Below are 23,439 nucleotides of genomic sequence, written 5' to 3' on the forward strand. Positions count from 1 at the left end.
CCCCGGCCGCGGCCTGCCCGGCACACCGACGCACACCACCGAAGGGGAGATGATGAGCAGTACCCACGCCGCGCGGGACCTCGACACCAGCAGGCCGCACTCCGCCCGGATGTACGACTACTACCTCGGCGGCAAGGACCACTTCGAGGTCGATGCCAGGGCCGCCTCGACGGTCGCCGAGGCCTTCCCGTCGGTGTTCCTGTGCGCCCGGGAGAACCGCGCCTTCATGCACCGCGCGACCAGGGTCCTCGCCCGGGAGCACGGCATCCGGCAGTGGCTCGACATCGGCACGGGCATCCCCACCGAGCCGAACCTCCACCAGGTCGCCCAGTCCGTGGCCCCCGAGGCGCGCGTGGTCTACGCCGACAACGATCCGCTCGTCCTCAAGTACGCCGAGCGCCTGATGCGCAGCACCGCGCAGGGCCGCACGATGTACATCGAGGCGGACGTGAACGACCCCGAGGCCCTGCTGGACGGCCCCGAACTCGCTCAGGTGCTCGACCTGGACCGGCCCGTGGCGCTGTCCCTGAACGCCCTGATGCACTTCGTCACCGACGCGCAGGACCCGTACGGCCTCGTCGGCCGCCTGCTCGCCGCGCTGCCCTCCGGCAGCGCGCTCGCGCTCAGTCACGGCACGGCCGACTTCGACCCGTCGACCTGGCACAAGATCACCGACATCTACACGGAGGCCGGCACGCCGGTGCGGTTCCGCACCCAGGACGAGGTCGCCCGCTTCTTCGACGGCCTCGAACTGCTCGACCCCGGTGTCTCCGTGGGCCACCGCTGGCGCCCCGACGACGAGACCGAGGCCCGGGCGAAGGACCTCACGGACGCCCAGGTCAGCCTGTGGACCGGGGTGGGCATCAAGCCATAGTGCGGGGGCGGGGACCTCCCGTGGCCGCCGTCCGGCGGCCACGGGAGGACAATGCACCGCAGCCGGGCGGTCAGGCGCGCGGCCGCTCGAAGGTCAGCAGCAGACCCTCGACCGCGCCGGGACCGATACGGCCCTTCACGTCGGCGGAGGTGATCGCCTTGAGGGCCCAGCCGTCCTCCGCGTGCTTGTTGAGGACCTTCTCCAGCTTGTCGCTGTCCAGCGCGTCGCCGATCAGCGACTCCCGGAAGGTGGCGACCTTGTACTCGTAGGTGTAGGCGCTGCTCATCGCGGTGATTCCTCCTGCGGATCGGCCCGTGCGGGCGGTGGTGCGTGCGCGCGTGAGGTGCGCGCGTGACGTGCTCGCGCCCAGCCAATCATCTCCGGCGCCCGAGGTCACGGCGGCCCGTGCGCGGTACGCCGCGTAGCGTGGTGCGGGACGGAAGCACGCACCGCCGGCCGCGACCCCCTGGGGGTGTGATGTGCTGGAGCGCGACGGCCGATCTCGTGGCGGGCGCCGGGATCTCGGCGGTCGGCGCGGCCTGTGTGGCGCAGGTCCGTGACCTGCGCCGACTCCCGCTGGCCGCACTGCCGTTGCTGCTCGGTGCCCACCAGCTCACGGAGGCGGCCGTCTGGCACGCGGGCGGCGGCAGCGGACCCGCCGTCGTCGCCTGGGCCGTCGTGGCGCTGCCCCTGCTGGCCCTGTGGGTCCCGGCGGCCGTGCTCTGCGCCGTCCCCGGCCGCGCCCGGCCCGTGCTCCTCCTCCCGCTCGCCGCGGGCGTCGTGACCGCCGCCGTCCTCGCCTGCCGCATCGCCACCGGCCCGGTGACCGCCGAGATCCGCGGCCACACCGTCGGCTACGTCTTCGCCCTGCCCCACGCGGCCCTGCTCACCGCGGGCTATCTGTTCGCCACGGCCGGCTCGCTGCTGCTGTCCGGGGAACGGCCGCTGGTCGTCCTGGGCGTGCTGGCCGCCGTGGGCGCGGCGGTCTGCTGGGCGCTGTGGCGGCTGGAGTTCGTGTCGACGTGGTGCGCGGTCGCGGCGCTGTGCTCGGTGGTGCTCCTGGGCCGGGCCCGTACGGTGCGCCGGTCCGCACCGCGGCCGCGGTCCGCCGGCGGGCCGCCACGACGGCGGTCCGCCGGGGGTGCGTGACGACGGCCGTCCGCCGGCGGACGGCAGACGTCCGTCAGGCGGTGTGCTGGTACGCCGGGTACGTCAGATATCCCGTGTCGCCGCCCTGGAAGTACGTCGCGTCGTCGACCGGCGCGAGCGGTGCCGCGATCCGCAGCCGCTCGACCAGATCGGGGTTGGCGATGAACGCGCGCCCGAAGCTGATCAGGTCGGCGCCGAGACCGAGCCAGTGATCGGCCTCGACCCGCCCGGTCTGCTTGGGTCCCATCGGCTGCACCGGGTTCATGATCAGGGTGCCCGGCCAGGCCCGGCGCAGTCCGGTCAGCACCTCCTCCTCGCTGGTCGCCTCCAGGTGGATGTACGCCAGGCCGAGCGGGGCGAGTTCGGCGAGCAGCGCGGCGTACAGCCCGGGCACGTCGCTCTCCTCGACACCCCAGAAGCCTCCGCCGGGGGAGAGGCGGATGCCGGTCCTGGCGGCACCGATCGCGTCCACGGTCGCGGACACGGCCTCCACGGCGAACCGGATCCGGCCGGTGACCGGACCGCCGTAGCGGTCGGTGCGCAGATTGGCGTTCGAGGACAGGAACTGCGAGATGAGATAACCGTTCGCGCCGTGCAGCTCCACACCGTCGAACCCGGCGTCCACGGCCCGGCGGGCGGCGTCGGCGTAGGACCGGGCGTGCTCGCCCACCTCCTCGGTGGCCAGGGCGCGCGGCACGGGCGCGGGCCGCATACCGGCCGGGGTGAACACCTCGCCGGTGGCGGGGACCTCGGAGGGGCCGACGGGCCGCAGCCCGGTGGTGTCGGGGTGCGAGACCCGTCCGCCGTGCATGATCTGGGCGAAGATCCGGCCGCCGTTCGCATGCACGGCGGCGGTCACCGGCCGCCAGGAGGCGACCTGTCCGTCCGTGTACAGACCCGGGGTGCCCGGATTGGACTGCCCGATCAGGCTCGGCTGCACCCCCTCGCTGACGATCAGTCCGGCGGTCGCCCGCTGCGCGTAGTACGTGGCCATCGACGGCGTCGCCAGTCCGTCCGCCGCCGCCCTGACCCGGGTCATCGGAGCCATCACCACCCGGTTGGGCAGGGTGAGGCCGCCGAGCGCATGGCTGTCGAACAGGGTCTTCATCCGGGGAACTCCTCGTCATCCGCGTGCCCGTCGTCCGGACACACGGTTACGCTAAAACCTGACACGAATGTCAGGGGCAAGTGGTTGTGGGCCACGTCACAGGGGAGAGAGCGGCCGGATGCGGATCGGGGAACTCGCGGCGCGGACCGGGGTGAGCGTCAGATCGCTGCGCTACTACGAGCAGCAGGGGCTGCTCACCAGCACCCGCAGCCCCGGCGGGCAGCGGCACTACACACCGGCCGAGGCGGAACGCGTCGCGTTCCTCCAGCGCATGTACGCGGCGGGACTGTCCAGCAGGACCATCGCCGAACTGCTGCCCTGCGTCGACGACCCGGGCGAGGACACCTCGGACGCCGCACAGCAGCGCATGATCGAGGAACGCGCCCGCCTGTCCGAGCACATCGCCGAACTCCAGCGGGCCAGGGACGCGCTCGACACCCTGATCGCCACCAACCGGGCCCACCGGCACAGGCCGGCCTTTCCGGCGGACGGGCCGGAGGAGACCGACGGGACCCGTCGGCCCGGGCGGGCGGCGGTCGGTGCGTGCAGCCGCGGCGGAACCGGCAGGTGACGACGGCACGGCCGGGGGTCCGTCCGCTCCTCCGGGGTGATCCGCCGGACGGCCCCTGAGGGCAGCGGACCGTGCCCCGGCGGCCGGCGACAACGGCCGACCGCCTCGTTAGCCTTCGCGCGTGAGGAACGACTTCCGCCCCCGCAGGCCGTCGACACCAGCCGCGGAACGGCACGCCGGCCCGTCCGGCACCCCGGTGGACCCGGCCCGGTGAACGACGACACGCGCGCGATCCCGCCGACAGCGGACCCCGCCCCCCTCACCCCCGGCCGACCCGCGACGCCCACCGCCGCGGCGCGCCGGACCCCCGGCCACCTGTCCGGCCCGGGCGTCCCGCTGCCCGGCCCCCGGCCACCGGCCGACACCCCCACCCACCACCCGCCCGCCGACGGCACCGCGGACACGGGGCCGCGGCTGCCGTCCGGCGGGCCCGTGCGCGCCCGGCCCCGTGCGGCCGGCGTCCGGCGGCCCGGGGGCGGGGACGGCTCTTCCGTTGCCGAGGCGCACGCCGTCGACGCGCACGCGCCTGACCCCGACGCGGCGCGGTCCGCCGCCGGTGCCCCGCAGCACCCGGCGGATCCCGGCGATGCGCCCCCGGCGGACCCCGCGGAGCCACCCGCCGCGCTCCCGGCGGACCCGGGCGGCGACCGCGGTACCGGCATCCCCGTTCTGCGTCCCAGGCGCCGGGGGCCCGGGCCCGTCACCCTTCTCGTCGTCCCCTGCCTCATCGCCCTCCCCGGTGTCGCCGGGTTCATGGCGCTGAACGGTGGTTTCCCGCCGGACTGGGCGCAGGACTCCGGGCCGCGGCACGATGACGCCGCGTCGGCGGCCGAGAGCTACCTCCCCTGGCTGCGCAAGGCCGCGGACGGCTGCAGCGTGGTCACGCCGTCGCTGCTGGCCGCCCAGATCGACCAGCTCTCCGGGTGGAAGGAGGCGACGGCGACGCCGTCCGGGCAGGAGGGCATCGCCGCCTTCTCCGCCGCCGGATGGAAGACCTGGGGCAAGGACGCCGACGGCGACGGACACTCCTCGCCCGCCGAACCGGCGGACGCCATCACCGCGCTGGGCAGACAGGACTGCTCCCTCGCCGCGAAGGTCACCGGCCTCAGGACGGAGGGGCGGATCAACGGTGACCTCGTCGACCTGACCCTCGCCGCCTACGCGACCGGTACGGACGCCGTGACCGGGGCCGGCCGCGTCCCCGCCGGGGCGAGCACGTACGTCTCCGAGGTGAAGGCCCTTCTGCCGCGCTACAAGGCGTTCGACCAGGCCGCCGCGGCCGCCGGGAGCGCGGCCCCGGTCGCCCCCGCGGGCGCGGTGCTCTCCGCGCCGCTGGCCGGCGGTCTCACCGTCACCTCGCCGTTCGGCACCCGCAAGCACCCGCTGACCGGTGTCACCAAACTGCACACGGGCGTCGACTTCGCCGCGACCCAGGGCACCCAGGTCTACGCCGCCCGCGAGGGCCGCGTGGTGTTCGCGGCGTTCACCAAGGCCTACGGCAACCGCGTCGTCGTCGACCACGGCACCCTCGCGGGCAAGCCGCTGCAGACGACGTACAGCCATCTGTCCGCCCTCCAGGTCACCACGGGCCAGAGCGTCCGGGCCGGCACACCGGTCGGGCTCGCCGGCTCCACCGGCCTGTCCACCGGCCCCCACCTCCACTTCGAGGTGATCTACGACGGCGCCTACAACGACCCCCTGCCCTGGCTGGGCGTCAAGAGCGGCACCTGACACCGGGCCGCCCGCCGTCCGCGTGGTACCGCGGTACGACACGCTGAGGCGTGGATCAACCCGGGGTACGACCGTTTTGGGCCGGTCCGGTGCCTAACGTGGCAGGTGAGGCGTCCGCCGGGCGCCGTGAGCCGTACGCCGACGGAAGGCACCCGCATGATCGAGGCCAGGCAGCTGACGAAGAGGTACGGGGAGAAGACCGCCGTGGACCGGCTGGACTTCACGGTGAGGCCCGGCACGGTGACCGGCTTCCTCGGCCCCAACGGCGCCGGCAAGTCCACCACGATGCGCATGATCGTCGGCCTGGACGCCCCCACGAGCGGCTCCGTGACGGTCGGCGGCCGCCGCTACGCCGAGCACCGGGCACCGCTCCAGGAGGTCGGCGCGCTGCTGGAGGCCAGGTCCGTCCACCCGGGCCGCTCCGCGTACCAGCACCTCAAGGCGCTCGCCCTGACCCACGGCATCCCGCTGCGCCGCGTCGACGAGGTGATCGAGCTCGCGGGTCTCGGCAGCGTGGCCAAGAAACGCGCCGGGGCCTTCTCCCTCGGTATGGGCCAGCGGCTCGGCATCGCGGCCGCGCTGCTCGGCGACCCGGCCACGGTGATGCTGGACGAGCCGGTCAACGGGCTCGACCCGGAGGGCGTGCTGTGGATCCGCACGCTGCTCACCTCGCTCGCGGCCCAGGGCCGTACGGTGTTCGTCTCGTCGCATCTGATGACCGAGATGGCCCTGGTCGCCGACCATCTGATCATCGTCGGCCGGGGCCGGCTGCTCGCCGACACCACGGTGCGGGACCTCGTCGCCGAGGCGGGCGGCGACACCGTACGGGTGGTCACCGCCGACCCCGCGCGGCTGCGGGAGGTCCTCTTGGGCCCCGGTGTCGGCGTCACCGGGCAGGTGGGTGCCGAGGAGCTCCAGGTGACCGGCCTGTCCGCCCGCGAGATCGGGCTGAGGGCCGCGGAACACGGCATCGCCCTGTTCGAGCTGACCCCGCACACCGTGTCCCTGGAACAGGCGTTCATGGACCTCACCAGGGACGCGGTGGAATACCACGGCTCCACCAACGGCGCCGGGACCGCCGAGACCGTCGGGAGCGCGGCATGACCTCACTGACCACCGCCCAGGAGACCCGCCCCGACGGGGACCGGCAGGGCCCTCCCCGACCCGTCTGCAAGGTGACCGGACCCCGCGTGCTGCGCTCGGAATGGGCCAAGTTCTGGTCGCTGCGCTCCAGCTGGATCACCCTCGGCCTCGGCCTGCTCTTCCTGCTGGCCTTCGGCATGATCGCCGCCGCCCGCTACAAGTCCGGCTACGGCGACGGCACCCTGCGGAGGGACTTCGCCGCCCAGACCGCCGTCAGCCTCTCCCTCTTCGGCACCAACTTCGCCCAGCTCGCCCTCGGCGTCCTCGGCGTCCTCGTCACCGCGGGGGAGTACTCCACCGGGATGATCCGCTCCACGCTGGCCGCGGTGCCGCGCCGGCTGCCGGTGCTGTGGTCCAAGGCGGCCGTCTTCGGACTCGTCACGGTCGTCGTCGCGACCGCCGGTTCGTTCGCCGTCTTCCTCTTCGCCCACGGCATCGTCGACGGCACCCCCGCCGCGCTGGGCTTCTCGCACGCGGGCGTCGTCCGCAGCCTGCTGGGTGCCGGACTCTACCTCGGCCTCGTCGGCGTCATCGGCACGGCCCTCGGCGCGCTGCTCCGCTCGGTGGCGGGCGGCATCTCCGTCCTGGTCGCCGCCCTGATGCTGATCCCCGGCCTGATCTCGCTGCTGCCGAGCTCCTGGCAGGACGACATCAGCCCCTACCTGCCGAGCAACGCGGGCGAGGCGATGTTCGCCCTCACCCACGACTCCACCACCCTGTCACCCGGCGCGGGGCTGCTGACCCTGCTCGCCTGGACGGCCCTCGCACTCGGCGGCGCGGCCTACCGGATGGTGCGCACCGACGCCTGAGCGGCGGCCGCACCATGGACGGATGACCACCATGACCCCCATGACCACCACGGCCGTCGACGACGCCGGTGTCATGACGCCGCTGCTCGGCCGGCTCGGCCGCGCCGGGCGGCGGCTGCGGGACGCCGACCGCGCCCGGCCCTGGGTCCTGGACGCCACCGTGGTGCTCCTGGTCCTGCTGATGTTCGGCCTGCCCGACCTGCTGCACGGACACCCCGGCAGCGGGGACGCCGAGGGCCGCCACCGGCTGCGGCTGGCGCTGAGCGAGCCGTCCGCCGCCGAGACCCTGGCACTCCAGGCCGGCCTCGTCCTGCCGCTGCTGTGGCGGCGCCGCAGGCCCCTCACGGCCTTCGGCGCCGTCACCGCCGTGTTCCTGCTCCAGTGGTCGCTGGGCGTGGCGCTGCGCGCCGACATCGCGCTGCTCGTCGCCCTCTACAGCCTCGCCCTGCACGGACGGCTGAACCAACTGCCCTGGGCCTGCGCCGCGATGACGGCCGCCATGCTGCCGGTCGCGCTGCGCGTGTCGCCGGTGGTCTCCGTCTGGGACGCGCTGTTCTTCCTGCTCGTCGCCGCTGCGGCGCCCCTCGCGATCGGCCTCACGGTGCGCATCCGGCGCGCCCAGCTGGCCGGGCTGCGGGAGCGGGCGGCACGGCTGGAGACAGAGCGGGACCAGCGCACCCGTCTCGCGACGGCGACCGAACGGGCCCGGGTGGCACGGGAGATGCACGACATCGTGGGCCACAACCTGTCCGTGATCATCACCCTGGCCGACGCGGGGGCGTACGCGGCCCAGGCGGCCCCCGCCCGCGGCACGGAGGCCCTGCTGCTCATCGGCGACACCGGCCGCCAGGCGCTCGGCGAACTCCGCCGGGTGCTCGGCGTGCTGCGCGAGGCGTCGGACGGGGCGTCGGACGGGCCCGAGCTCAGCCCCCAGCCCGGCCTCGCGGACGTCGAGGCGCTGTGCGCCGGGGTGCGCGCCGCCGGTCTCGAGGTGGTCTACCGCAGCCACGGCCGCGTCGGCGCGCTCGACGCGGGCGTGCAGCTGACGGTCTACCGCATCGCGCAGGAAGCCCTCACCAACAGCCTCCGATACGCCGGCGCGGGCAGCAGGGTCACCCTGACGATCGCCGCCGAGGACACCCGGGCGACCGTCCGCGTCCAGGACACCGGCCCGGCCGGGCCACCGGGCCCCGGCGGGCCGCCGCCCGACGGGGAAGGACACGGCCTCATGGGCATGCGCGAACGGGCGGCGCTCTACGGCGGTACCGTCACCGCAGGCCCGGCGCCCGGCGGCGGCTGGACCGTGACCGCCGCGCTCGACCTCAGCCCCAGGGACGGTACCCCGTGACCACCGTGCTCGTCGTGGACGACCAGCCGCTGCAGCGCTACGGCTTCCGCCTCCTGCTGGACTCCGTGCCGGAGACGGAGGTGGTCGGTGAGGCCGCGCACGGCGCCGAGGCCGTCCGCAAGGCCGCCGAACTCCGCCCCGACGTGGTGCTGATGGACGTCCGCATGCCCGGCATGGACGGCATCGAGGCGACCCGCCGCATCGTCGGCACCGGCGGCCGCTCCCGCATCCTGGTGCTGACCACCTTCGACGTCGACGAGTACGTCCACGCCGCGCTGCGCGCCGGGGCCAGCGGGTTCCTCCTCAAGGACGCGCGGCCCGAGGAACTCCTGGCCGGGATCCGCGCGGTGGCCGGCGGCGACGCGGTGATCGCCCCCGCCCTGACCCGCCGCCTGCTGGACGAGTACGCCCGGCACGTCACACACCCCGCCGGTGACCCGGCCGCCGACCCCCGCCTGACCGCTCTGACCGAGCGGGAGCGCGAGATCCTCGTCGCCATCGGCAAGGGCTGGACCAACGGCGAGATCGCCGCCCGCTTCGTCCTCTCCGAGTCCACCGTGAAGACCCATGTGGGCAGGGTCCTGGCCAAGATAGGAGCCCGGGACCGCATCCAGGCGGTCATCTTCGCCTACGACCTCGGCCTCGCCCGCCCCGGCACGGCATGACCCCTACGGCTCCCCACCCCGGCCCCGGCCGGGCGTGAGCGTCTTGGTTCGGCGGGTGGCTGCGGCTCTGCGGGGCCCGCTCCGGTCGGGTGTGACGGTTCCGGCTCCGCGCCCCGGCCCGGCCGGGTGTGAGCGTCTCGGTTCGGTGTGACCGCTGTGGCTTCCCTCGACCGTCTCGGCGCGGGGCGGGGCGGGCGTCCAGGGCTTGCGTGACCGTTCCGGCTCCGGCCGCATCCGGTCCGCAGGACCCGGCGGCCCGCCGGCCGAACCGTACCCGCCGTGCCCCGCCGTGCATCGGCGACGGCCGCCGGCGGTCACGGGGCGGCCGGGCGCCGTCCGGAGCGGTGACGGTGAGGCCGGGCAGGATCCCGCTCCGTGCGGTGCCGCGCGCCGACCCGCCGTCCGGCGGCGGTACGGCCGTCGCGAACCCGGCGGGTTCTGCGGCGCGGTCGCGGTCGCGGCGTCGCGGCCGCCGACACGGATCGGCCACGCCCCGTCGGCCACACCCGCCCCAGCACCGCCGCATCCCACCGTCCGCCGCAGGTCGCACGGCGTGTCGCGCTGTTCACGGGTGTTCCCCGACATCCCTGGGCAACCATCAGTTCCAGCCGTTGTCTTGTCGCCACCATGACAAATCTGTGAGGCGGATGTCACTCTTCTGTTCACCCTTCACCGGGTGTTCACGAGCCCCCCACCTCGTTTCCCCCACCTCCCCCCACCTCACCCCCGCGCACCGCCGAGCGGGACCCGACCCCGCGTCCCTCAGTGCCGTGCGCCCTCCTCACCCGCGCGTGCCGCCGGACCGGCCGACCCCGGCCGATCCGTCGTACTGCCCTGCCCTGCCCAGGGCCTACGTCACCCAAGGAGACCCCTTGTTCCGGTCAGACCGTCGTTCGCATCCCCCCGCCCGCGCCGCAGCCCTGGCCCTCACCGCGGTGAGCGTCCTCCTCGCCGCCGGGGTGCAGACCTCCACCGCCTCCGCCGCACCGGCGCCCCGCGGCCACGCGAAGATCCTCGCCACCCCCCGCGCGGCCGCCGCCCCCGCCCGCCTGACCCCGGCCCGCCACGCGGCGCTCCTCAGGCAGGCCGGTGCCCGGGCCGCGGACACCGCCGGTGAACTCGGCCTCGGCGCCAAGGAGAGACTCGTCGTCAAGGACGTCTCCCAGGACGCCGACGGCACCGTCCACACCCGCTACGAGCGCACCTACGCCGGACTTCCCGTGCTCGGCGGCGACCTGGTCGTCCACACCAAGGGCGCCGACCTCACGGTGACCAGGGCGGAGAAGGCCGCCCTCACACTCCCGACCCTCACCCCGAAGGTCACCGGGGCGAAGGCGGCGGACAGGGCGCTCGCGGTCGCCGCGAAGAAGCACGCCGAGAAGCCGGTCGCCGACGGCGGCTCCCGTCTCGTCGTCTGGGCGGGCGACGCGAAGCCGGTGCTCGCGTGGGAGTCCGTGGTCGGCGGCTTCCAGCACGACGGCACGCCCAGCGAACTGCACGTCGTCGCCGACGCCGCCTCCGGCAAGACGCTCTTCTCGTACCAGGGCGTGAACACCGGGACCGGCACCGGCGAGTACAGCGGCACCGTCCCGCTGAGCACCACACCGTCCGGCTCCACGTACCAGCTGGTCGACGGCGACCGCGCCGGGCACCGCACCTACGACCTGAACCAGGGCACCTCGGGAACCGGCACCCTCTTCACCGATGACAACGATGTCTGGGGCGACGGGACGGTGAGCAACCGTCAGACCGCGGGCGTGGACGTGGCGTTCGGCGCGGCTGCCACCTGGGACTACTACAAGGACGTCTTCGGCCGCAACGGCATCCGCAACGACGGCGTCGCCGCCTACAGCCGGGCCCACTACGGCAACAGCTACGTCAACGCCTTCTGGTCCGACACCTGCTTCTGCATGACGTACGGCGACGGTTCGGGCAACACCCACCCGCTCACCGCGCTCGACGTCGCCGCGCACGAGATGAGCCACGGCGTCACCGCCGCCACCGCCGGTCTCACCTACAGCGGCGAGTCCGGCGGCCTGAACGAGGCCACCTCCGACATCTTCGCCGCCGCCGTGGAGTTCCACGCGAACCTGGCGTCCGACGTGCCGGACTACCTGGTCGGCGAGAAGATCGACATCAACGGCAACGGCACGCCGCTGCGTTACATGGACAAGCCCTCCAAGGACGGCGCGTCCCGAGACTACTGGAGCTCCACGCTGGGCAGCGTGGACGTGCACTACTCCTCCGGTCCCGCGAACCACTTCTTCTACCTGCTGTCCGAGGGCAGCGGCGCGAAGACCGTCAACGGCGTCGCGTACGACAGCCCCACCTACGACGGACTCCCGGTCACCGGCATCGGCATCGACAACGCGCAGCGCGTCTGGTACCGCGCGCTGAGCACGTACATGACCTCCACCACCGACTACGCGGGCGCCCGCACCGCGACCCTGCAGGCCGCGGCCGACCTGTTCGGCGCCTACAGCCCGACCTACCTGGCCGTCGCGGACGCCTGGGCGGCCATCGACGTCGGGCAGCGCATCTCCCTCGGCGTCAACCTGGCCGCCCCGGCCGACCAGATCAGCGGGGTCGGACAGAGCGTCAGCCTGCAACTCAGCGCCTTCACCACCAACACCGGCTCCGCGCTGACCTACCAGGCGAGCGGCCTGCCGGACGGACTGACCCTCAGCGACACCGGACTGATCTCGGGCGTACCGACCACCCTCGGCACCAGCGCCGTCACCGTCACGGTGACCGACGCCACCGGAGCGGCCTCCACGGTGAGCTTCTCCTGGCGCGTGGCGGACATCTTCGCCAGCACCACCCGCGTCGACATCCCCGACAACGCGGGTGCCGTGGAGTCGCCCATCACCGTCACCGGCCGCGACGGCAACGCCTCGGCCACCACCTCGGTCTACGTCAAGATCGTGCACACCTACCGGGGTGACCTCACCGTCGATCTCGTCGGCCCCAACGGGACCGTGTACTCCCTGCTCAACCGCAGCGGCGGCTCGGCGGACAACGTCGACCAGACGTTCACCGTCGACGCCTCCGCACAGCCCGTCACCGGCACCTGGAAGCTCCGCGTCCAGGACCACGCGGCGATCGACGTCGGCTACATCCAGCAGTGGCAGCTGACGCCCTGACGCCCTGACGTCCTGACCTCCTGTCCGACCCGCCGGCCCGGCCGCCCCGGAACGTATCGCGCGTTCCGGGGCGGCCGGGCCTTTCATAGGCGAACTCACCCCCGAAGTACAGGGAGCAGACATCTTGACCTTGCCAGGTGCACCGGCTTAAGTTTCCGGCGTTCCACGCTAATTGAAACGATTCAATCCTGAGGTGCTCCATGCGTCGACATGTCTCGCAGCGTCGCGGGATCTCCCGCCGTTCGCTCCTGGCGGCTTCCCTGGCCGCCGGCACCGCGGCGGCCCTGTGGCCCGCGGCGCCCGCCGCGACCGCGCTGCCCGCGGTGGCCGGCGGCCCATCCGGAGACTGGTTCGCCAACCCGCCCCAGGCGGTGCGCCCCCGGTTCCGCTGGTGGTGGCCGGACGGCCTGGTGGACCCGGCGGAGATCGCCCGGGAGATCGACCAGATCGCCGACGCCGGCTTCGGCGGCGTCGAGATCGCCGCCGTCCACCACAGCATCAAGGACAAGTCCGTCCTGGACACCGCCCACCACGGCTGGGGCAGCGGACCGTGGCGCGACGGCGTCGAGTCGGCGCTGCGCCAGGCCGCCCGACGCGGCGTCACCGTCGACCTCACCCTGGGCCCCAGCTGGCCCGTGGCCGTCCCGGGCGTCGGTCCCGACGACACGGCGGCCGCCCAGGAGCTCGCCCACGGCCGGGTGACCGTGGCCGCCGGCACCACCTATCAGGGGGCCGTGCCCGCGCCGCTGCGCGCCGCCGCCTCCGGCGTCACCAGGCAGCGGCTGACCGGTGTGCAGGCCGCGCGGATCGACACGGCCAACTCGACCAGCAAGATCATCGGACTCGACGCCGCGAGCGTCGTCGACCTGACCGCCTCCGTCACGGGCGGGAACATCACCTGGACGGCGCCCGCCACCGGCGACTGGGTCCTGATCGCCTACTGGCAGCGCGGCTCGGCCCAGCAGCCCGAATCGGGCCCGCACACCGCGCCGTCGGCATACGTCGTCGACCACTTCGGCGCCGAGGGCACCGCAGCCGTCACCGGCCACTGGGAGGACGAACTGCTCACTCCCGTCATCCGCAGGCTGCTCGCGGCCGCGGGCGGCACGTTCTTCGAGGACTCGGTGGAGCTGGAGAGCACCGGGCTGGTGTGGACCACGGCCCTGCCCGAGGCCTTCGAGAAGCACACCGGCCGGCCCCTGCTCCCGTACCTGCCCGCGATCGTGCTGGACAACAGCAACCAGGTCTTCGCCTTCGAGGCCCAGCTGACCCGGCAGATCCGGCACGACTTCTGGGAGACCGTCTCCGGCCTGTTCAACCGTCACCACATCCGCGCCCTGCGGGACTGGGCGCACTCGATGGGCATGCGGCTGCGCTCGCAGCCGTACGGTCTGCAGACCGACGCCATCGCCTCCGCGGCCCTCCTCGACATCCCCGAGGGCGAGTCCCTCGGCTTCAAGAACCTCGACGACTACCGCTGCCTGGCGGGCGGCCGCGACATGGCCGGGCACACGGTGCTGTCCTGCGAGGCGGGCGCCTACAGCGGCACCGCGTACAGCACGACCTGGGACAAGATCCTGCGCACCATGGGCGGCGCCTACGCGGCCGGCGTCAACCAGACGGTCCTGCACGGCTTCTCCTACGCCACCGCCCCGCAGGTCGCCTGGCCCGGCTTCGCCGCGTTCAGCCCGTACAACGGCACCCCCGGCTACGGCGAGTCCTGGGGCCCGCGCCAGCCCACCTGGCGGCACATCGGTGACATCTCCGGCTACCTCGGCCGGGTGCACCGCGTCCTGCGGACCGGCACCCCCCAGGCCGACGTCGCCGTGTTCCGGCAGACCGGCTACACCGCCACCGGCATCGGCGCCTCCTGGTTCACCTCGACCGGCATCCCGCTCGGCTGGACCCACCAGTTCCTCAGCGGCCCGCTGCTCGACCTGCCGTCGGCGACCGTGTCCGGCAGACGCCTCGCCCCCGACGGGCCCGCCTACAAGGCGCTCTTCGTGGAGGGGGACTTCTTCTACTCGTCCACGCCCACCCTGGCCCTGGACGACGCCGGCAAGATCCTCGACCTCGCCGAGGCCGGCCTCCCGGTCGTCCTGTACGGCGCCTTCGACCAGGCGCTCACCCCCGGCGTGCCCGCCGACGGCGAGACCGACCGGCTGCGCGGCGTCCTCACCCGGCTGCTGGCGCTGCCCAACGTCGCCCGGGTCACCGACAAGACGCTCGTCGGGGACGCCCTCAAGGGCCTCGGCGTCACCCCCGACGCCCGCTACGCCGTCTCCTCGACGCTCCTCAACGCCCACCGGACCTCCGAGGCGGCGGACTTCTACTACCTGTGCAACGGCAAGCACGCCGAGACCGTCAAACCGGCCGTCGCCGCGATCGACCACGAGGTCACGCTGCACCGGACCGGGGGCGACGGCACCACGGTGCCGTACCTGCTCGACCCGTGGACCGGCGAGGCCCGCCGGATCGCCCGCTACACCGCGGACGGCGACGACTTCACCGTGCGCGTCACGCTCCAGCCGGGCCAGGTCATGATCGTCGCCCTGGGACGGCCGGGGATGTTCGGCGACCGGAACGGCAACCGCCCGCACGCCGTCGCCACGGACGCCGACACGGCCGTGTTCGCGCCGGGCGGCCTCGCCGTCCGCGCCACCAGGGCGGGCAGCTACACCACCCGCCTGTCCACCGGGCGCACGGTCACCATGACCGTCCCCGCCGTGCCCGGCCCGGTCACCCCGGCCCGCTGGGAACTCGAGGTCGAGGACTGGTACCCGGGGCCGGACGCCACGCACACCGACACGGTGCGCCGGACGCTGACGCTCGACACCCTGCTGCCCTGGTCGCAGATCCCCGAACTGGCCGACTCCGCGGGCATCGGCCGGTACCGCACGACGGTCACCCTGCCGGACGACTGGGACTCCTCCCAGGGCGCCGTGCTGGAACTCGGCCAGGTCAGCGACACCTACCGGGTCACGGTGAACGGCACGGCCGCCGCCCCGGGCGACCGGCTGCACCCCGTGGTCGACCTCGGCGGCCTGCTGCACGGCGGGGACAACACCGTCGAGATCGAGGTCGCGACCCCGCTCGTCAACCGGCTGAGGGCGGTCCAGCCCGCCGTCTTCGGCACGGTGACCCGCCAGGCCTACGGGCTGGTGGGGCCGGTGCGGCTGGTGCCGTACACGGACCGGACGGTCTGAGACACCGGCGACCGGACGGTCTGAGACACCGGCGACCGGACGGTCTGAGACACCGGCGACCGGACGGTCTGAGACACCGGCCGCCGCGGGACACGGACGGCACGGGAAACGGACGGCACGGGGCGGGTGCGCACCCGCCCCGTGCCGTCCGTGCGTCTCCGCGGTGACCCGCATCACACCGCCGCATGTCACACGGCGCCCGGCCGGCTCGTCACAGGGGTGGAAACCGAGAGAACGACACCGGAGTTCACCATGGACGCTCGTCTGAATCTGTTCACCGTCCCCGTCGCGGGCAAGTTCGGGAAGTACCTCAACTCGGCGGGCCGAGCGCTGTCGGAGTCGTCGCTGCCCCTGGCGACGCAGGAGCTGGTGAAGCTGCGGGCCAGCCAGATCAACGGCTGCGGCTTCTGCACCGACATGCACAGCAAGGAGGCCGCGCACGCCGGCGAGACCCAGCAGCGCCTCAACCTCGTCGCCGCCTGGCGGGAGGCCACCGTGTTCACCGAGGCCGAGCGCGCCGCGCTGGAGCTCGCGGAGCAGGGCACCCGGATCGCCGACGCGGCGGGCGGCGTCACCGACGAGGCGTGGGAGAACGCCGCCCGGCACTACGACGAGGACCAGCTCGGCGCGCTGGTCTGCCTGATCGCCGTCATCAACGCCTACAACCGGCTCAACGTCGTCGTCCGCCAGCCCGCCGGCGACTACCGGGTCGGCCAGTTCGCCTGACACGCCCCACCGCCCCGGTCACGGGGAGGCCCCGCACGGTCCGCGCGATGGACGCGAAATCGCGTGGACCGTACGGGCGGCGGCGCGGGACACTGCGGTTTCCGCACCGAGAGCTTCCCCATGACTACACAGGGTTGGGATCGTATTGCCTGCATCGGGTGAGGGTCCGCCGAGCAAGGGTTCGGTACTTCTCGCACTTCGCCACTACGGAAGGGAGCTGAAGAAGCTGCGGCGTCTGACGGTGCCCGCCATGCTGCTGCCCGCACTCGGCAACATCGGCATCAGCTACGTGGCGCCGCTGGTCGTCGCCAGGCTCGTCGGCCGCATCGCCACCGGGGCCGGCACCGGCGCCGCCGCGACACTGCCGTACATCGCGGTCTTCGCGGGCGTCCTGCTGCTCGCGGAGGCGCTGTGGAGGCTCGGACTGCACTGCCTCAACCGGCTCGACGCCCTCGGCATCGAGCACCTCTACGTCATCGGCATGGACGAACTCTTCGCCAAGGACGCCGCGTTCTTCCACGACAACTTCGCCGGCTCCCTGACGAAGCGGGTGCTCGGGTTCGCCTCCCGCTTCGAGGAGTTCGTCGACACCCTCACCTTCCAGGTGACGGGCAGTCTGGTGCCGCTGCTGTTCGGGTCCGTGGTGCTGTGGGGCTACGAACCGCTGCTCGTCGTCGGCCTGCTGACGATGATCGCGGTCACCGGGGTGTGCGTGGTCCCGCTGATCCGGCGCAGACAGCGGCTCGTCGCCGACCGGGAGCAGGCCATCTCCTGGATGTCGGGACACGTCGCCGACAGCCTCATGAACATGGACACCGTACGGGCGTTCGCCGCCGAGGAGCGCGAGGCCGCCGAACACCGCTCCCGGGTCGCCGAGTCACGCCGGCTGACCCTGCGGGCCTGGGACTACGGCAATCTGCGCATCGACACCCTGGTCGCGCCGCTGTCCGTGCTGACCAACGCGCTGGGTCTGCTGCTCGCGGTCGTGCTGCACGGCGGTACGCACGGCGTGGAGGCCGTGGTGGTCGCCTTCACCTACTACAGCAACGCCACGCGCATCATGTTCGACTTCAACCAGATCTACCGCCGGATGGAACGCGCGATGACGGAGGCGGCGCAGTTCACCGAACTGCTGCTGGACCCGCCGACCGTGCTCGACCCGGCCGACCCGGAGCCGCTGCGCCGCGTGCCGCAGGGCCCGGCCGAGGTGCGCTTCGAGAAGGTGACCTTCGCCCACGCGGGGGCGGAGCGGCTGTTCGAGGGCCTCGACCTGGTGGTGCCCGCCGGGACGAAGACCGGACTCGTCGGCCGCTCGGGCGGCGGCAAGACCACGCTCACCCGGCTGCTGCTGAGGATGACCGACATCGACGCCGGACGCATCCTGATCGGCGGCCAGGACATCGCCAGGCTGCGCCAGGCCGAGCTGCGCGGTCTGATGGCGTACGTGCCGCAGGACCCCGCGATGTTCCACCGCACCCTGCGCGACAACATCGCCTTCGCCCGCCCGGACGCCACCGAGGCCGAGATCCGCCGCGCGGCCGAGGCGGCGCACGTGACGGAGTTCGCCGACGCGCTGCCGGACGGCTTCGACACCATGGTCGGCGAGCGCGGCGTCAAGCTCTCCGGCGGCCAGCGCCAGCGCGTCGCCCTGGCCCGCGCCATCCTGCGCGACGCACCGGTCCTGCTGCTCGACGAGGCGACCAGCGCACTGGACTCGGAGAGCGAGATCCTCGTCCAGGAGGCGCTGTGGCGGCTGATGGAGGGCCGTACCGCGCTGGTGGTGGCGCACCGGCTGAGCACGGTCGCGGGCATGGACCAGCTCGTCGTGCTCGACCGCGGCCGCGTCGCCGAGCAGGGCACGCACCAGGACCTGCTCACCCGGGACGGCGTCTACGCCAGGCTCTGGCAGCACCAGTCGGGCGGTTTCCTGGACGACGACGCGGCGCCCGCCGAGCTGCCCTGACCTGACGATACGTCAACTGCGCCTGGGCCGGCGGTCAGGCGCCCGCACGGGCCCGGGAGGCCGCGATCTCCGCGTACGCGGCCTCCCGTCCCTCCCAGTGCGAGCCCTCCACGGACTTGCCGGGTTCGAGGTCCTTGTAGACCTCGAAGAAGTGGGTGATCTCCAGGCGGTCGTACTCGGGGAGGTCGGCGATGTCCCGCACGTCCGCCCAGCGCGGGTCGTGCGCCGGGACGCACAGCACCTTCTCGTCCGCGCCGTGCTCGTCCTTCATGCAGAACATCCCGACGGCCCGGCACGCGATCGCGCAGCCGGGGAAGGTCGGGTCCCCGACGAGGACGAGCGCGTCGAGCGGGTCGCCGTCGCCGCCGAGCGTGCCGTCGATGTAGCCGTAGTCGGCCGGGTACTGGGTGGAGGTGAACAGCATCCGGTCCAGCCGGATGCGGCCGAGGGTGTGGTCCATCTCGTACTTGTTGCGGGAGCCCTGCGGGATCTCCACGATCACGTCGAACACGGCAGCGTCCACAACGACCTCCTCGTCCGGTGGTGGTGCCGGCCGGCGCCCCGTGGTCCGGGGCCCCTCCGGGGTGCGGGCGGCACCCGGCGGCGAAGCGGCCCCGTCCATTCCAGGCGATCCGTGTGCGGCTGTCTTGGGCCGGTCGGGGCAGCGGGCCGGGCCGGTCGGCGCACCCGCTCCCACCTGCGCTCCTTTAGTGTTTGCTCGACCTTTGAAATACCCCCGGGGGTACACGTGTTACGGTCGATGACATACCCCCGGGGGTAATTTCGAACGAAAGGGAGCGACGGGTGTTCTTCGTCGACACGATCGAGGTGTCCGGGCTCGGCAACCGCAGCTATGTGGCGGGCGGCGCGCGGACCGCCGTGGTGGTGGACCCGCCGCGCGACTTCGACCAGGTGATCGCCGCGGCCGCCCGGCGCGGGGTGCGCATCACGCACGTGGCCGAGACGCATCTGCACAACGACTACGTCACCGGCGGCCTCGAGCTCGCCCGGGTGACCGGCGCCGCCTACCTGGTGCCCGCCGGAGCGGACGTCGCCTTCGAGAGGGTGCCGGTGCGCGACGGCGACCGGACCGGGATCGACGCCGCGGCCGGCCTGACCCTGCGCGCGATGGCCACCCCCGGCCACACCCCGCACCACACCTCCTACGTCCTGGAGGAGGACGGCGCCGAGGTCGCCGTCTTCACCGGCGGCTCGCTGCTCATAGGCGCCGTCGGCCGTCCCGACCTCGTCGAGCCCCGGCTCACCGAGCAGCTGGCCCGCGCGCAGCACGCCTCCGCGCACCGCCTCGCCCGCGAGCTCGCCGAGGAGACCGCCGTCCTGCCCACCCACGGGTTCGGCAGCTTCTGCTCGTCCACCCAGGCCGAGGGCGGCGCCACCACCACCATCGGCAAGGAGAAGGCGTCCAACGGCGCGCTCACCCGCGACGTCGACACCTTCGTCGCCGACCTGCTGGCCGGCCTCGACGACATCCCCGCGTACTACACCCACATGGGCCCGGCCAACGCTGCGGGGCCCCGCCCCCTCGACCTGACCCCGCCCGCCGTCGCCGACGCGGACCGGATCGCCGCGCGGCTGGCCGCCGGGGAGTGGGTCGTGGACCTGCGCAACCGCGTGGCCTTCGCCGCCGGTCATGTGGCGGGCTCCCTCAACTTCGAGGCGGAGGGACAGCTCGCCACCTACCTGGCCTGGCTGATCCCGTGGGGCAGGCCCGTCACCCTGCTCGCGGAGTCGGCGGAGCAGATCGCTTCGGCCCAGCGCGAGCTGGCCCGGGTGGGCATCGAGCGGCCCGCGGCCGCCGCCACCGGCGCACCCTCCGACTGGGTGCGCGAGGACGAGAGCCCCGTCTCCTTCCCGCGCGCGACGTTCGCCGACCTCGCCGCCCGCCACCCCGGCGACGGCGTCGTCGTCCTGGACGTGCGCCGGAACTCCGAGCGGGCCGCCGCGTACATCGAGGGCTCGGTGCACATCCCGGTCCACGAGCTGTACCGGCGCGGCACCGAGGTGCCCGCGGGCCAGGTGTGGGTGCACTGCGCGGGCGGGATGCGTGCCGGCATCGCCGCCTCCCTGCTGCACGCCACCGGCCGTGACGTCGTCGCCGTCGACGACGGCTTCGACTCGGCCGGGCACACCGGACTCACCGTCCGCACCGTTTGAGCCGTCCCGCCGGACAGCCGGAACCGACCGGCGGTCCCGATCGATCCAAGGAGTCAAGAGCCGTGCTGAACCTGTTCCGACGAGGCCGCGGCGGACCGGCCCGGGTGACCGTCCAGGAGGCCGCCGCCCGCACCGGGCACACCGGCGGCGAGCCGGGCGGCGCCGTGCTGCTCGACGTCCGCGAACCCCGTGAATGGCAGGCCGGGCACGCCCCCGGGGCCGTCCACCTGTCCCTGTCGGCCATCGCCGCCGGCGCCGGACTGCCGCCGCGGGCCCGGTCCCGGCAGCTCGTGGTGATATGCCGCTCGGGCAACCGCTCCCGGCAGGCCGCCGAGCTGCTCGCCGCCCGCGGCGCCGACGTCGTCGACGTGACCGGCGGGATGCACGCGTGGGCACGGGCCGGACTGCCCGTGGTGGCCCGCAAGGGACAGAGCGGCACGGTCGCGTGAGCGCTCTGATCCTCGCCCTGGCCGCCGGCGCCGTCATCGGCCTGGCCCTCGGCGCGCTCGGGGGCGGCGGCAGCGTGCTGGCCGTCCCCGCGCTGATCTACCTGCTCGGTTTCACCCCGGTCGCGGCCACCACCGCGAGCCTCGTCATCGTCACCGTGACCTCCGCCACCGCGCTGATCGCGCACGCCCGTGACGGCAATGTGCGCTGGCGCACGGGGCTGATGTTCGCCGCGGCGGGCATCGTGCCCGCGATGCTCGGCGGACTGCTCGCCGGACGTCTGCCGGGCCCGGTCCTCACCATGGCCTTCGCCGCGGTGGCCGGGGTGGCGGCGGTGCGCATGCTGCGGCCCCGACGGGCCCGGCCGGTCACCACGGTCCGCCCCGGCAAGGCGGCGGCCGCGGGCGCCGGACTCGGCGCGGTCACCGGCGTCCTCGGTGTCGGCGGGGGCTTCCTCGCCGTACCGGCGCTGGTGAGCGTGCTCGGTCTGCGGATGAAGGCCGCGGTCGGCACCAGCCTGCTGGTGATCACCGTCAACTCGCTGGCCGCCCTCGCCATGCGGGCCGGAACGGCCGACGGCCTGGACTGGGGCCTGATCGCCCCGTTCGCCGCGGCCGCCGTGCTCGGCGCCTGGGACGGCAAGCGGCTGGCCGCCAAGGTGTCCGGGGGCATGCTCCAGCGGATCTTCGCCATGGTGCTGCTCCTGGTCGCCTCCCTGATGCTCGCCGACGCGGTGCTGTGACGGCAGACCTCGGCACCGGGCCCCGGCGGTGCGGGCCCGGGAACGGATGTGCCGGTGCCGTACGGCACCGGCGGCGGGAAGAGCCCGCACCACAACGGCGTGGTACGAGCCCCGCGGTACGACAGCGGACATCACGACGACGAGAGGGGAGGCCCACGTCCCCACGGTCGTGGAAGGGCGCGACGAAGCGCCCGTCTCACGCCAGCGACAGGAAGAGCTTCTCCAGCCGGGTGCGGATCTCCTCGCCGTCCTCGCCGTTCCTGCGGCCGGACTCGATGTCCGCCATGCACCGCTGGAGACCGGCCGCGATGATCGCGAACCCGGCCCGGTCCAGGGCGCGGGACGCCGCGGCGAGCTGCGTGACGACCTCCTCGCAGTCGCGGCCCTCCTCGATCATCCGGATCACCCCGGAGATCTGGCCCTGCGCCCGGCGCAGCCGGTTCAGCACGGCCTTCAGCTCGGCACCCGCAAGCTCCAGTTCCACTGTCTCTCCTTGAAAAAATACCCCTAGGGGTACCATGCGTCCCGGTCCGGGACGCCGTAGCACACTAAGGATCACATCTGTCATGAGCGCCCCCGTCATCCCCGTCACCCTGGGCACCGATCAGGCCAGTTCCCGCCTGCACGAGTTCACCGTGATCGACGTGCGCACCCCCGCCGAGTACGGCTCCGGCCACCTGCCCGGCGCGGTCAACATCCCCCTCGACACCCTCCGGCGGGCCCTGCCGGAGATCCGGCACGCGGCCGAGCAGGGCGACGTGCTCGTCGTGTGCGCCTCCGGCGCCCGCTCGGAGAACGCCTGCAAGCAGCTGGCCGCGGAGGGCATCCCCACCGCGACCCTCTCCGGCGGCACCGGCGCCTGGGCCTCCCAGGGCCACGAACTGCACCGCCCCGCCGTCTGCGAGACGCCCCGCAACACCTGGAGCATGGAGCGCCAGGTCCGCTTCAGCGCCGGTTCCCTGGTGCTGATCGGTGTGCTCCTGGGCTTCCTCGTCCACCCCGCCCTGCTGCTGGTCCCGGCGGCCGTCGCGAGTGGCCTGGTCCTCTCCGCGGTGACCAACACCTGCGCCATGGCGGTCATGCTCGGCAAGCTGCCGCACAACCGGCCGCGCGGCGTGGACCTGGAGGCCGCGCTCGCCGAACTGCGCCGCCGCTGACGGGCCGGCCCGGCGGCGCGGACGCCACCGGAACGGCACAAGGGCTCCGGGGCGCGTGTCTCGCACGCGCCCCGGAGCCCTTGTGCGTCCGGGGTCCGGCCGCTTTGTCAACCGAGGTCCGCCGACGGCGCGGACGCCTTGCCGCAGGCCTCGTCCATGTCGGCCTCACGGATCTTGGTGATCAGGTCGTTCAGCGCCTGCGGCGGCAGCGCGCCCGGCTGCGCGTACAGCACCGTCCGGTCGCGGACGGCCATCAGCGTGGGGATGGACGAGATGCGGAAGGCGGCGGCCAGCTCGGGCTCTGCCTCGGTGTCGACCTTGCCGAACACGATGTCGGGGTTGCGCGCGGCGGCCGTCTCGAAGACGGGCGCGAACATCCGGCACGGCCCGCACCAGGCGGCCCAGAAGTCGATCAGCACGATCTCGTTGCCGGTGACCGTGGCCTCGAAGTTGTCCTTGGTCAGTTCGATGGTCGGCATGGG

Annotated in this window: 20 protein-coding genes and 1 pseudogene; 16 read left to right on the forward strand and 5 right to left on the reverse strand. The window is 73.6% G+C overall.

Annotated elements, in window-relative coordinates:
- The first annotated feature begins 52 nt into the window (after positions 1-52).
- Positions 53-874: an SAM-dependent methyltransferase gene (locus tag ABZ862_RS13740; protein WP_360956728.1), complete on the forward strand. Its 822-nt coding sequence runs from the start codon at positions 53-55 to the stop codon at positions 872-874.
- Positions 875-944: 70 nt separating this feature from the next.
- Here the strand turns inward: ABZ862_RS13740 and ABZ862_RS13745 are convergent, their stop codons facing one another.
- Positions 945-1,160 carry a DUF4177 domain-containing protein gene (locus ABZ862_RS13745; protein WP_360956730.1) on the reverse strand — a complete coding sequence of 72 codons (216 nt, stop codon included), beginning with the start codon at positions 1,158-1,160 and terminating at the stop codon, positions 945-947.
- A 191-nt stretch (positions 1,161-1,351) separates the two neighbouring features.
- On the opposite strand from ABZ862_RS13745, the gene ABZ862_RS13750 reads away from it, so the two are divergent.
- The gene (locus ABZ862_RS13750; RefSeq protein WP_360957342.1) at positions 1,352-2,023 is read left to right on the forward strand and encodes a DUF6629 family protein; all 672 of its coding nucleotides are present in this window, start codon (positions 1,352-1,354) and stop codon (positions 2,021-2,023) included.
- 34 nt (positions 2,024-2,057) lie between these two features.
- On the opposite strand, the gene ABZ862_RS13755 is transcribed toward ABZ862_RS13750, so the two are convergent.
- Positions 2,058-3,131 carry an alkene reductase gene (locus ABZ862_RS13755; protein ID WP_360956732.1) on the reverse strand — a complete coding sequence of 358 codons (1,074 nt, stop codon included), beginning with the start codon at positions 3,129-3,131 and terminating at the stop codon, positions 2,058-2,060.
- A gap of 118 nt (positions 3,132-3,249) precedes the next feature.
- Here ABZ862_RS13755 and ABZ862_RS13760 point away from each other — a divergent pair, with 118 nt between their 5' ends.
- The 10 genes and pseudogenes from ABZ862_RS13760 to ABZ862_RS13805 all read left to right on the forward strand — a co-directional run bounded on the left by ABZ862_RS13760 (position 3,250) and on the right by ABZ862_RS13805 (position 18,436).
- A complete protein-coding gene (locus ABZ862_RS13760) occupies positions 3,250-3,702 on the forward strand; it encodes a MerR family transcriptional regulator (RefSeq protein ID WP_360956734.1) in 453 nt (150 codons plus the stop codon).
- A gap of 672 nt (positions 3,703-4,374) precedes the next feature.
- Positions 4,375-5,433: pseudogene (locus ABZ862_RS13765) on the forward strand (M23 family metallopeptidase); the annotation flags it as partial.
- 156 nt (positions 5,434-5,589) lie between these two features.
- The gene (locus ABZ862_RS13770; protein WP_360956736.1) at positions 5,590-6,537 is read left to right on the forward strand and encodes an ATP-binding cassette domain-containing protein; all 948 of its coding nucleotides are present in this window, start codon (positions 5,590-5,592) and stop codon (positions 6,535-6,537) included.
- The gene (locus ABZ862_RS13775; protein ID WP_360956738.1) at positions 6,534-7,385 is read left to right on the forward strand and encodes an ABC transporter permease; all 852 of its coding nucleotides are present in this window, start codon (positions 6,534-6,536) and stop codon (positions 7,383-7,385) included. Before ABZ862_RS13770 ends, ABZ862_RS13775 begins: the two co-directional genes overlap by 4 nt.
- Before the next feature lie 31 nt (positions 7,386-7,416).
- Entirely contained in the window at positions 7,417-8,733 is a 1,317-nt protein-coding gene (locus ABZ862_RS13780) for a histidine kinase (RefSeq protein ID WP_360957345.1), read from the forward strand.
- A complete protein-coding gene (locus tag ABZ862_RS13785; protein WP_360956740.1) occupies positions 8,730-9,398 on the forward strand; it encodes a response regulator transcription factor in 669 nt (222 codons plus the stop codon). The genes ABZ862_RS13780 and ABZ862_RS13785 overlap by 4 nt, the downstream gene beginning before the upstream one ends.
- A gap of 872 nt (positions 9,399-10,270) precedes the next feature.
- Positions 10,271-12,541: a M4 family metallopeptidase gene (locus ABZ862_RS13790; RefSeq protein ID WP_360956742.1), complete on the forward strand. Its 2,271-nt coding sequence runs from the start codon at positions 10,271-10,273 to the stop codon at positions 12,539-12,541.
- Between the two features lie 200 nt (positions 12,542-12,741).
- Positions 12,742-15,747, forward strand: coding sequence for a glycosyl hydrolase (locus ABZ862_RS13795; protein ID WP_360956744.1), 3,006 nt, complete (start codon positions 12,742-12,744; stop codon positions 15,745-15,747).
- Between the two features lie 252 nt (positions 15,748-15,999).
- A complete protein-coding gene (locus ABZ862_RS13800; RefSeq protein ID WP_360956746.1) occupies positions 16,000-16,473 on the forward strand; it encodes a carboxymuconolactone decarboxylase family protein in 474 nt (157 codons plus the stop codon).
- Positions 16,474-16,723: 250 nt separating this feature from the next.
- Complete coding sequence (locus tag ABZ862_RS13805; RefSeq protein ID WP_360956748.1) at positions 16,724-18,436, forward strand: ABC transporter ATP-binding protein; 1,713 nt, start codon at positions 16,724-16,726, stop codon at positions 18,434-18,436.
- Positions 18,437-18,470: 34 nt separating this feature from the next.
- Here ABZ862_RS13805 and ABZ862_RS13810 read toward each other — a convergent pair whose 3' ends face one another.
- A complete protein-coding gene (locus tag ABZ862_RS13810; protein ID WP_360956750.1) occupies positions 18,471-18,959 on the reverse strand; it encodes an inorganic diphosphatase in 489 nt (162 codons plus the stop codon).
- A gap of 281 nt (positions 18,960-19,240) precedes the next feature.
- Between ABZ862_RS13810 and ABZ862_RS13815 the strand changes: the two genes are divergently transcribed.
- The 3 genes from ABZ862_RS13815 (at position 19,241) to ABZ862_RS13825 (ending at position 21,800) form a co-directional block, all read left to right on the forward strand.
- A complete protein-coding gene (locus ABZ862_RS13815; RefSeq protein ID WP_360956752.1) occupies positions 19,241-20,611 on the forward strand; it encodes an MBL fold metallo-hydrolase in 1,371 nt (456 codons plus the stop codon).
- A 65-nt stretch (positions 20,612-20,676) separates the two neighbouring features.
- Entirely contained in the window at positions 20,677-21,060 is a 384-nt protein-coding gene (locus ABZ862_RS13820) for a rhodanese-like domain-containing protein (RefSeq protein ID WP_360957348.1), read from the forward strand.
- Positions 21,057-21,800, forward strand: a complete 744-nt coding sequence (locus ABZ862_RS13825; RefSeq protein WP_360956754.1) for a sulfite exporter TauE/SafE family protein — start codon at positions 21,057-21,059, stop codon at positions 21,798-21,800. The genes ABZ862_RS13820 and ABZ862_RS13825 overlap by 4 nt, the downstream gene beginning before the upstream one ends.
- Positions 21,801-21,996: 196 nt before the next feature.
- Here the strand turns inward: ABZ862_RS13825 and ABZ862_RS13830 are convergent, their stop codons facing one another.
- The gene (locus ABZ862_RS13830) at positions 21,997-22,284 is read right to left on the reverse strand and encodes a metal-sensitive transcriptional regulator (protein ID WP_360956756.1); all 288 of its coding nucleotides are present in this window, start codon (positions 22,282-22,284) and stop codon (positions 21,997-21,999) included.
- A gap of 82 nt (positions 22,285-22,366) precedes the next feature.
- On the opposite strand from ABZ862_RS13830, the gene ABZ862_RS13835 reads away from it, so the two are divergent.
- Positions 22,367-22,957, forward strand: coding sequence for a rhodanese-like domain-containing protein (locus ABZ862_RS13835; RefSeq protein ID WP_360956758.1), 591 nt, complete (start codon positions 22,367-22,369; stop codon positions 22,955-22,957).
- Positions 22,958-23,064: 107 nt separating this feature from the next.
- Here the strand turns inward: ABZ862_RS13835 and trxA are convergent, their stop codons facing one another.
- Positions 23,065-23,436: a thioredoxin gene (gene trxA / locus ABZ862_RS13840; RefSeq protein ID WP_360956760.1), complete on the reverse strand. Its 372-nt coding sequence runs from the start codon at positions 23,434-23,436 to the stop codon at positions 23,065-23,067.
- Positions 23,437-23,439 lie beyond the last annotated feature (3 nt).

The organism is Streptomyces sp. NPDC047000, assembly GCF_040644295.1.
Taxonomy (GTDB): Bacteria; Actinomycetota; Actinomycetes; order Streptomycetales; family Streptomycetaceae; genus Streptomyces.

Bases quoted from the DNA above. Each gene is read 5' to 3' on its own strand.
- ABZ862_RS13740 (WP_360956728.1), top strand. From the start codon at position 53: ATGAGCAGTACCCACGCCGCGCGGGACCTCGACACCAGCAGGCCGCAC.
- ABZ862_RS13745 (WP_360956730.1), bottom strand. From the start codon at position 1,160: ATGAGCAGCGCCTACACCTACGAGTACAAGGTCGCCACCTTCCGGGAG.
- ABZ862_RS13750 (WP_360957342.1), top strand. From the start codon at position 1,352: ATGTGCTGGAGCGCGACGGCCGATCTCGTGGCGGGCGCCGGGATCTCG.
- ABZ862_RS13755 (WP_360956732.1), bottom strand. From the start codon at position 3,131: ATGAAGACCCTGTTCGACAGCCATGCGCTCGGCGGCCTCACCCTGCCC.
- ABZ862_RS13760 (WP_360956734.1), top strand. From the start codon at position 3,250: ATGCGGATCGGGGAACTCGCGGCGCGGACCGGGGTGAGCGTCAGATCG.
- ABZ862_RS13770 (WP_360956736.1), top strand. From the start codon at position 5,590: ATGATCGAGGCCAGGCAGCTGACGAAGAGGTACGGGGAGAAGACCGCC.
- ABZ862_RS13775 (WP_360956738.1), top strand. From the start codon at position 6,534: ATGACCTCACTGACCACCGCCCAGGAGACCCGCCCCGACGGGGACCGG.
- ABZ862_RS13780 (WP_360957345.1), top strand. From the start codon at position 7,417: ATGACCCCCATGACCACCACGGCCGTCGACGACGCCGGTGTCATGACG.
- ABZ862_RS13795 (WP_360956744.1), top strand. From the start codon at position 12,742: ATGCGTCGACATGTCTCGCAGCGTCGCGGGATCTCCCGCCGTTCGCTC.
- ABZ862_RS13800 (WP_360956746.1), top strand. From the start codon at position 16,000: ATGGACGCTCGTCTGAATCTGTTCACCGTCCCCGTCGCGGGCAAGTTC.
- ABZ862_RS13805 (WP_360956748.1), top strand. From the start codon at position 16,724: ATGCTGCTGCCCGCACTCGGCAACATCGGCATCAGCTACGTGGCGCCG.
- ABZ862_RS13835 (WP_360956758.1), top strand. From the start codon at position 22,367: ATGAGCGCCCCCGTCATCCCCGTCACCCTGGGCACCGATCAGGCCAGT.
- trxA (WP_360956760.1), bottom strand. From the start codon at position 23,436: ATGCCGACCATCGAACTGACCAAGGACAACTTCGAGGCCACGGTCACC.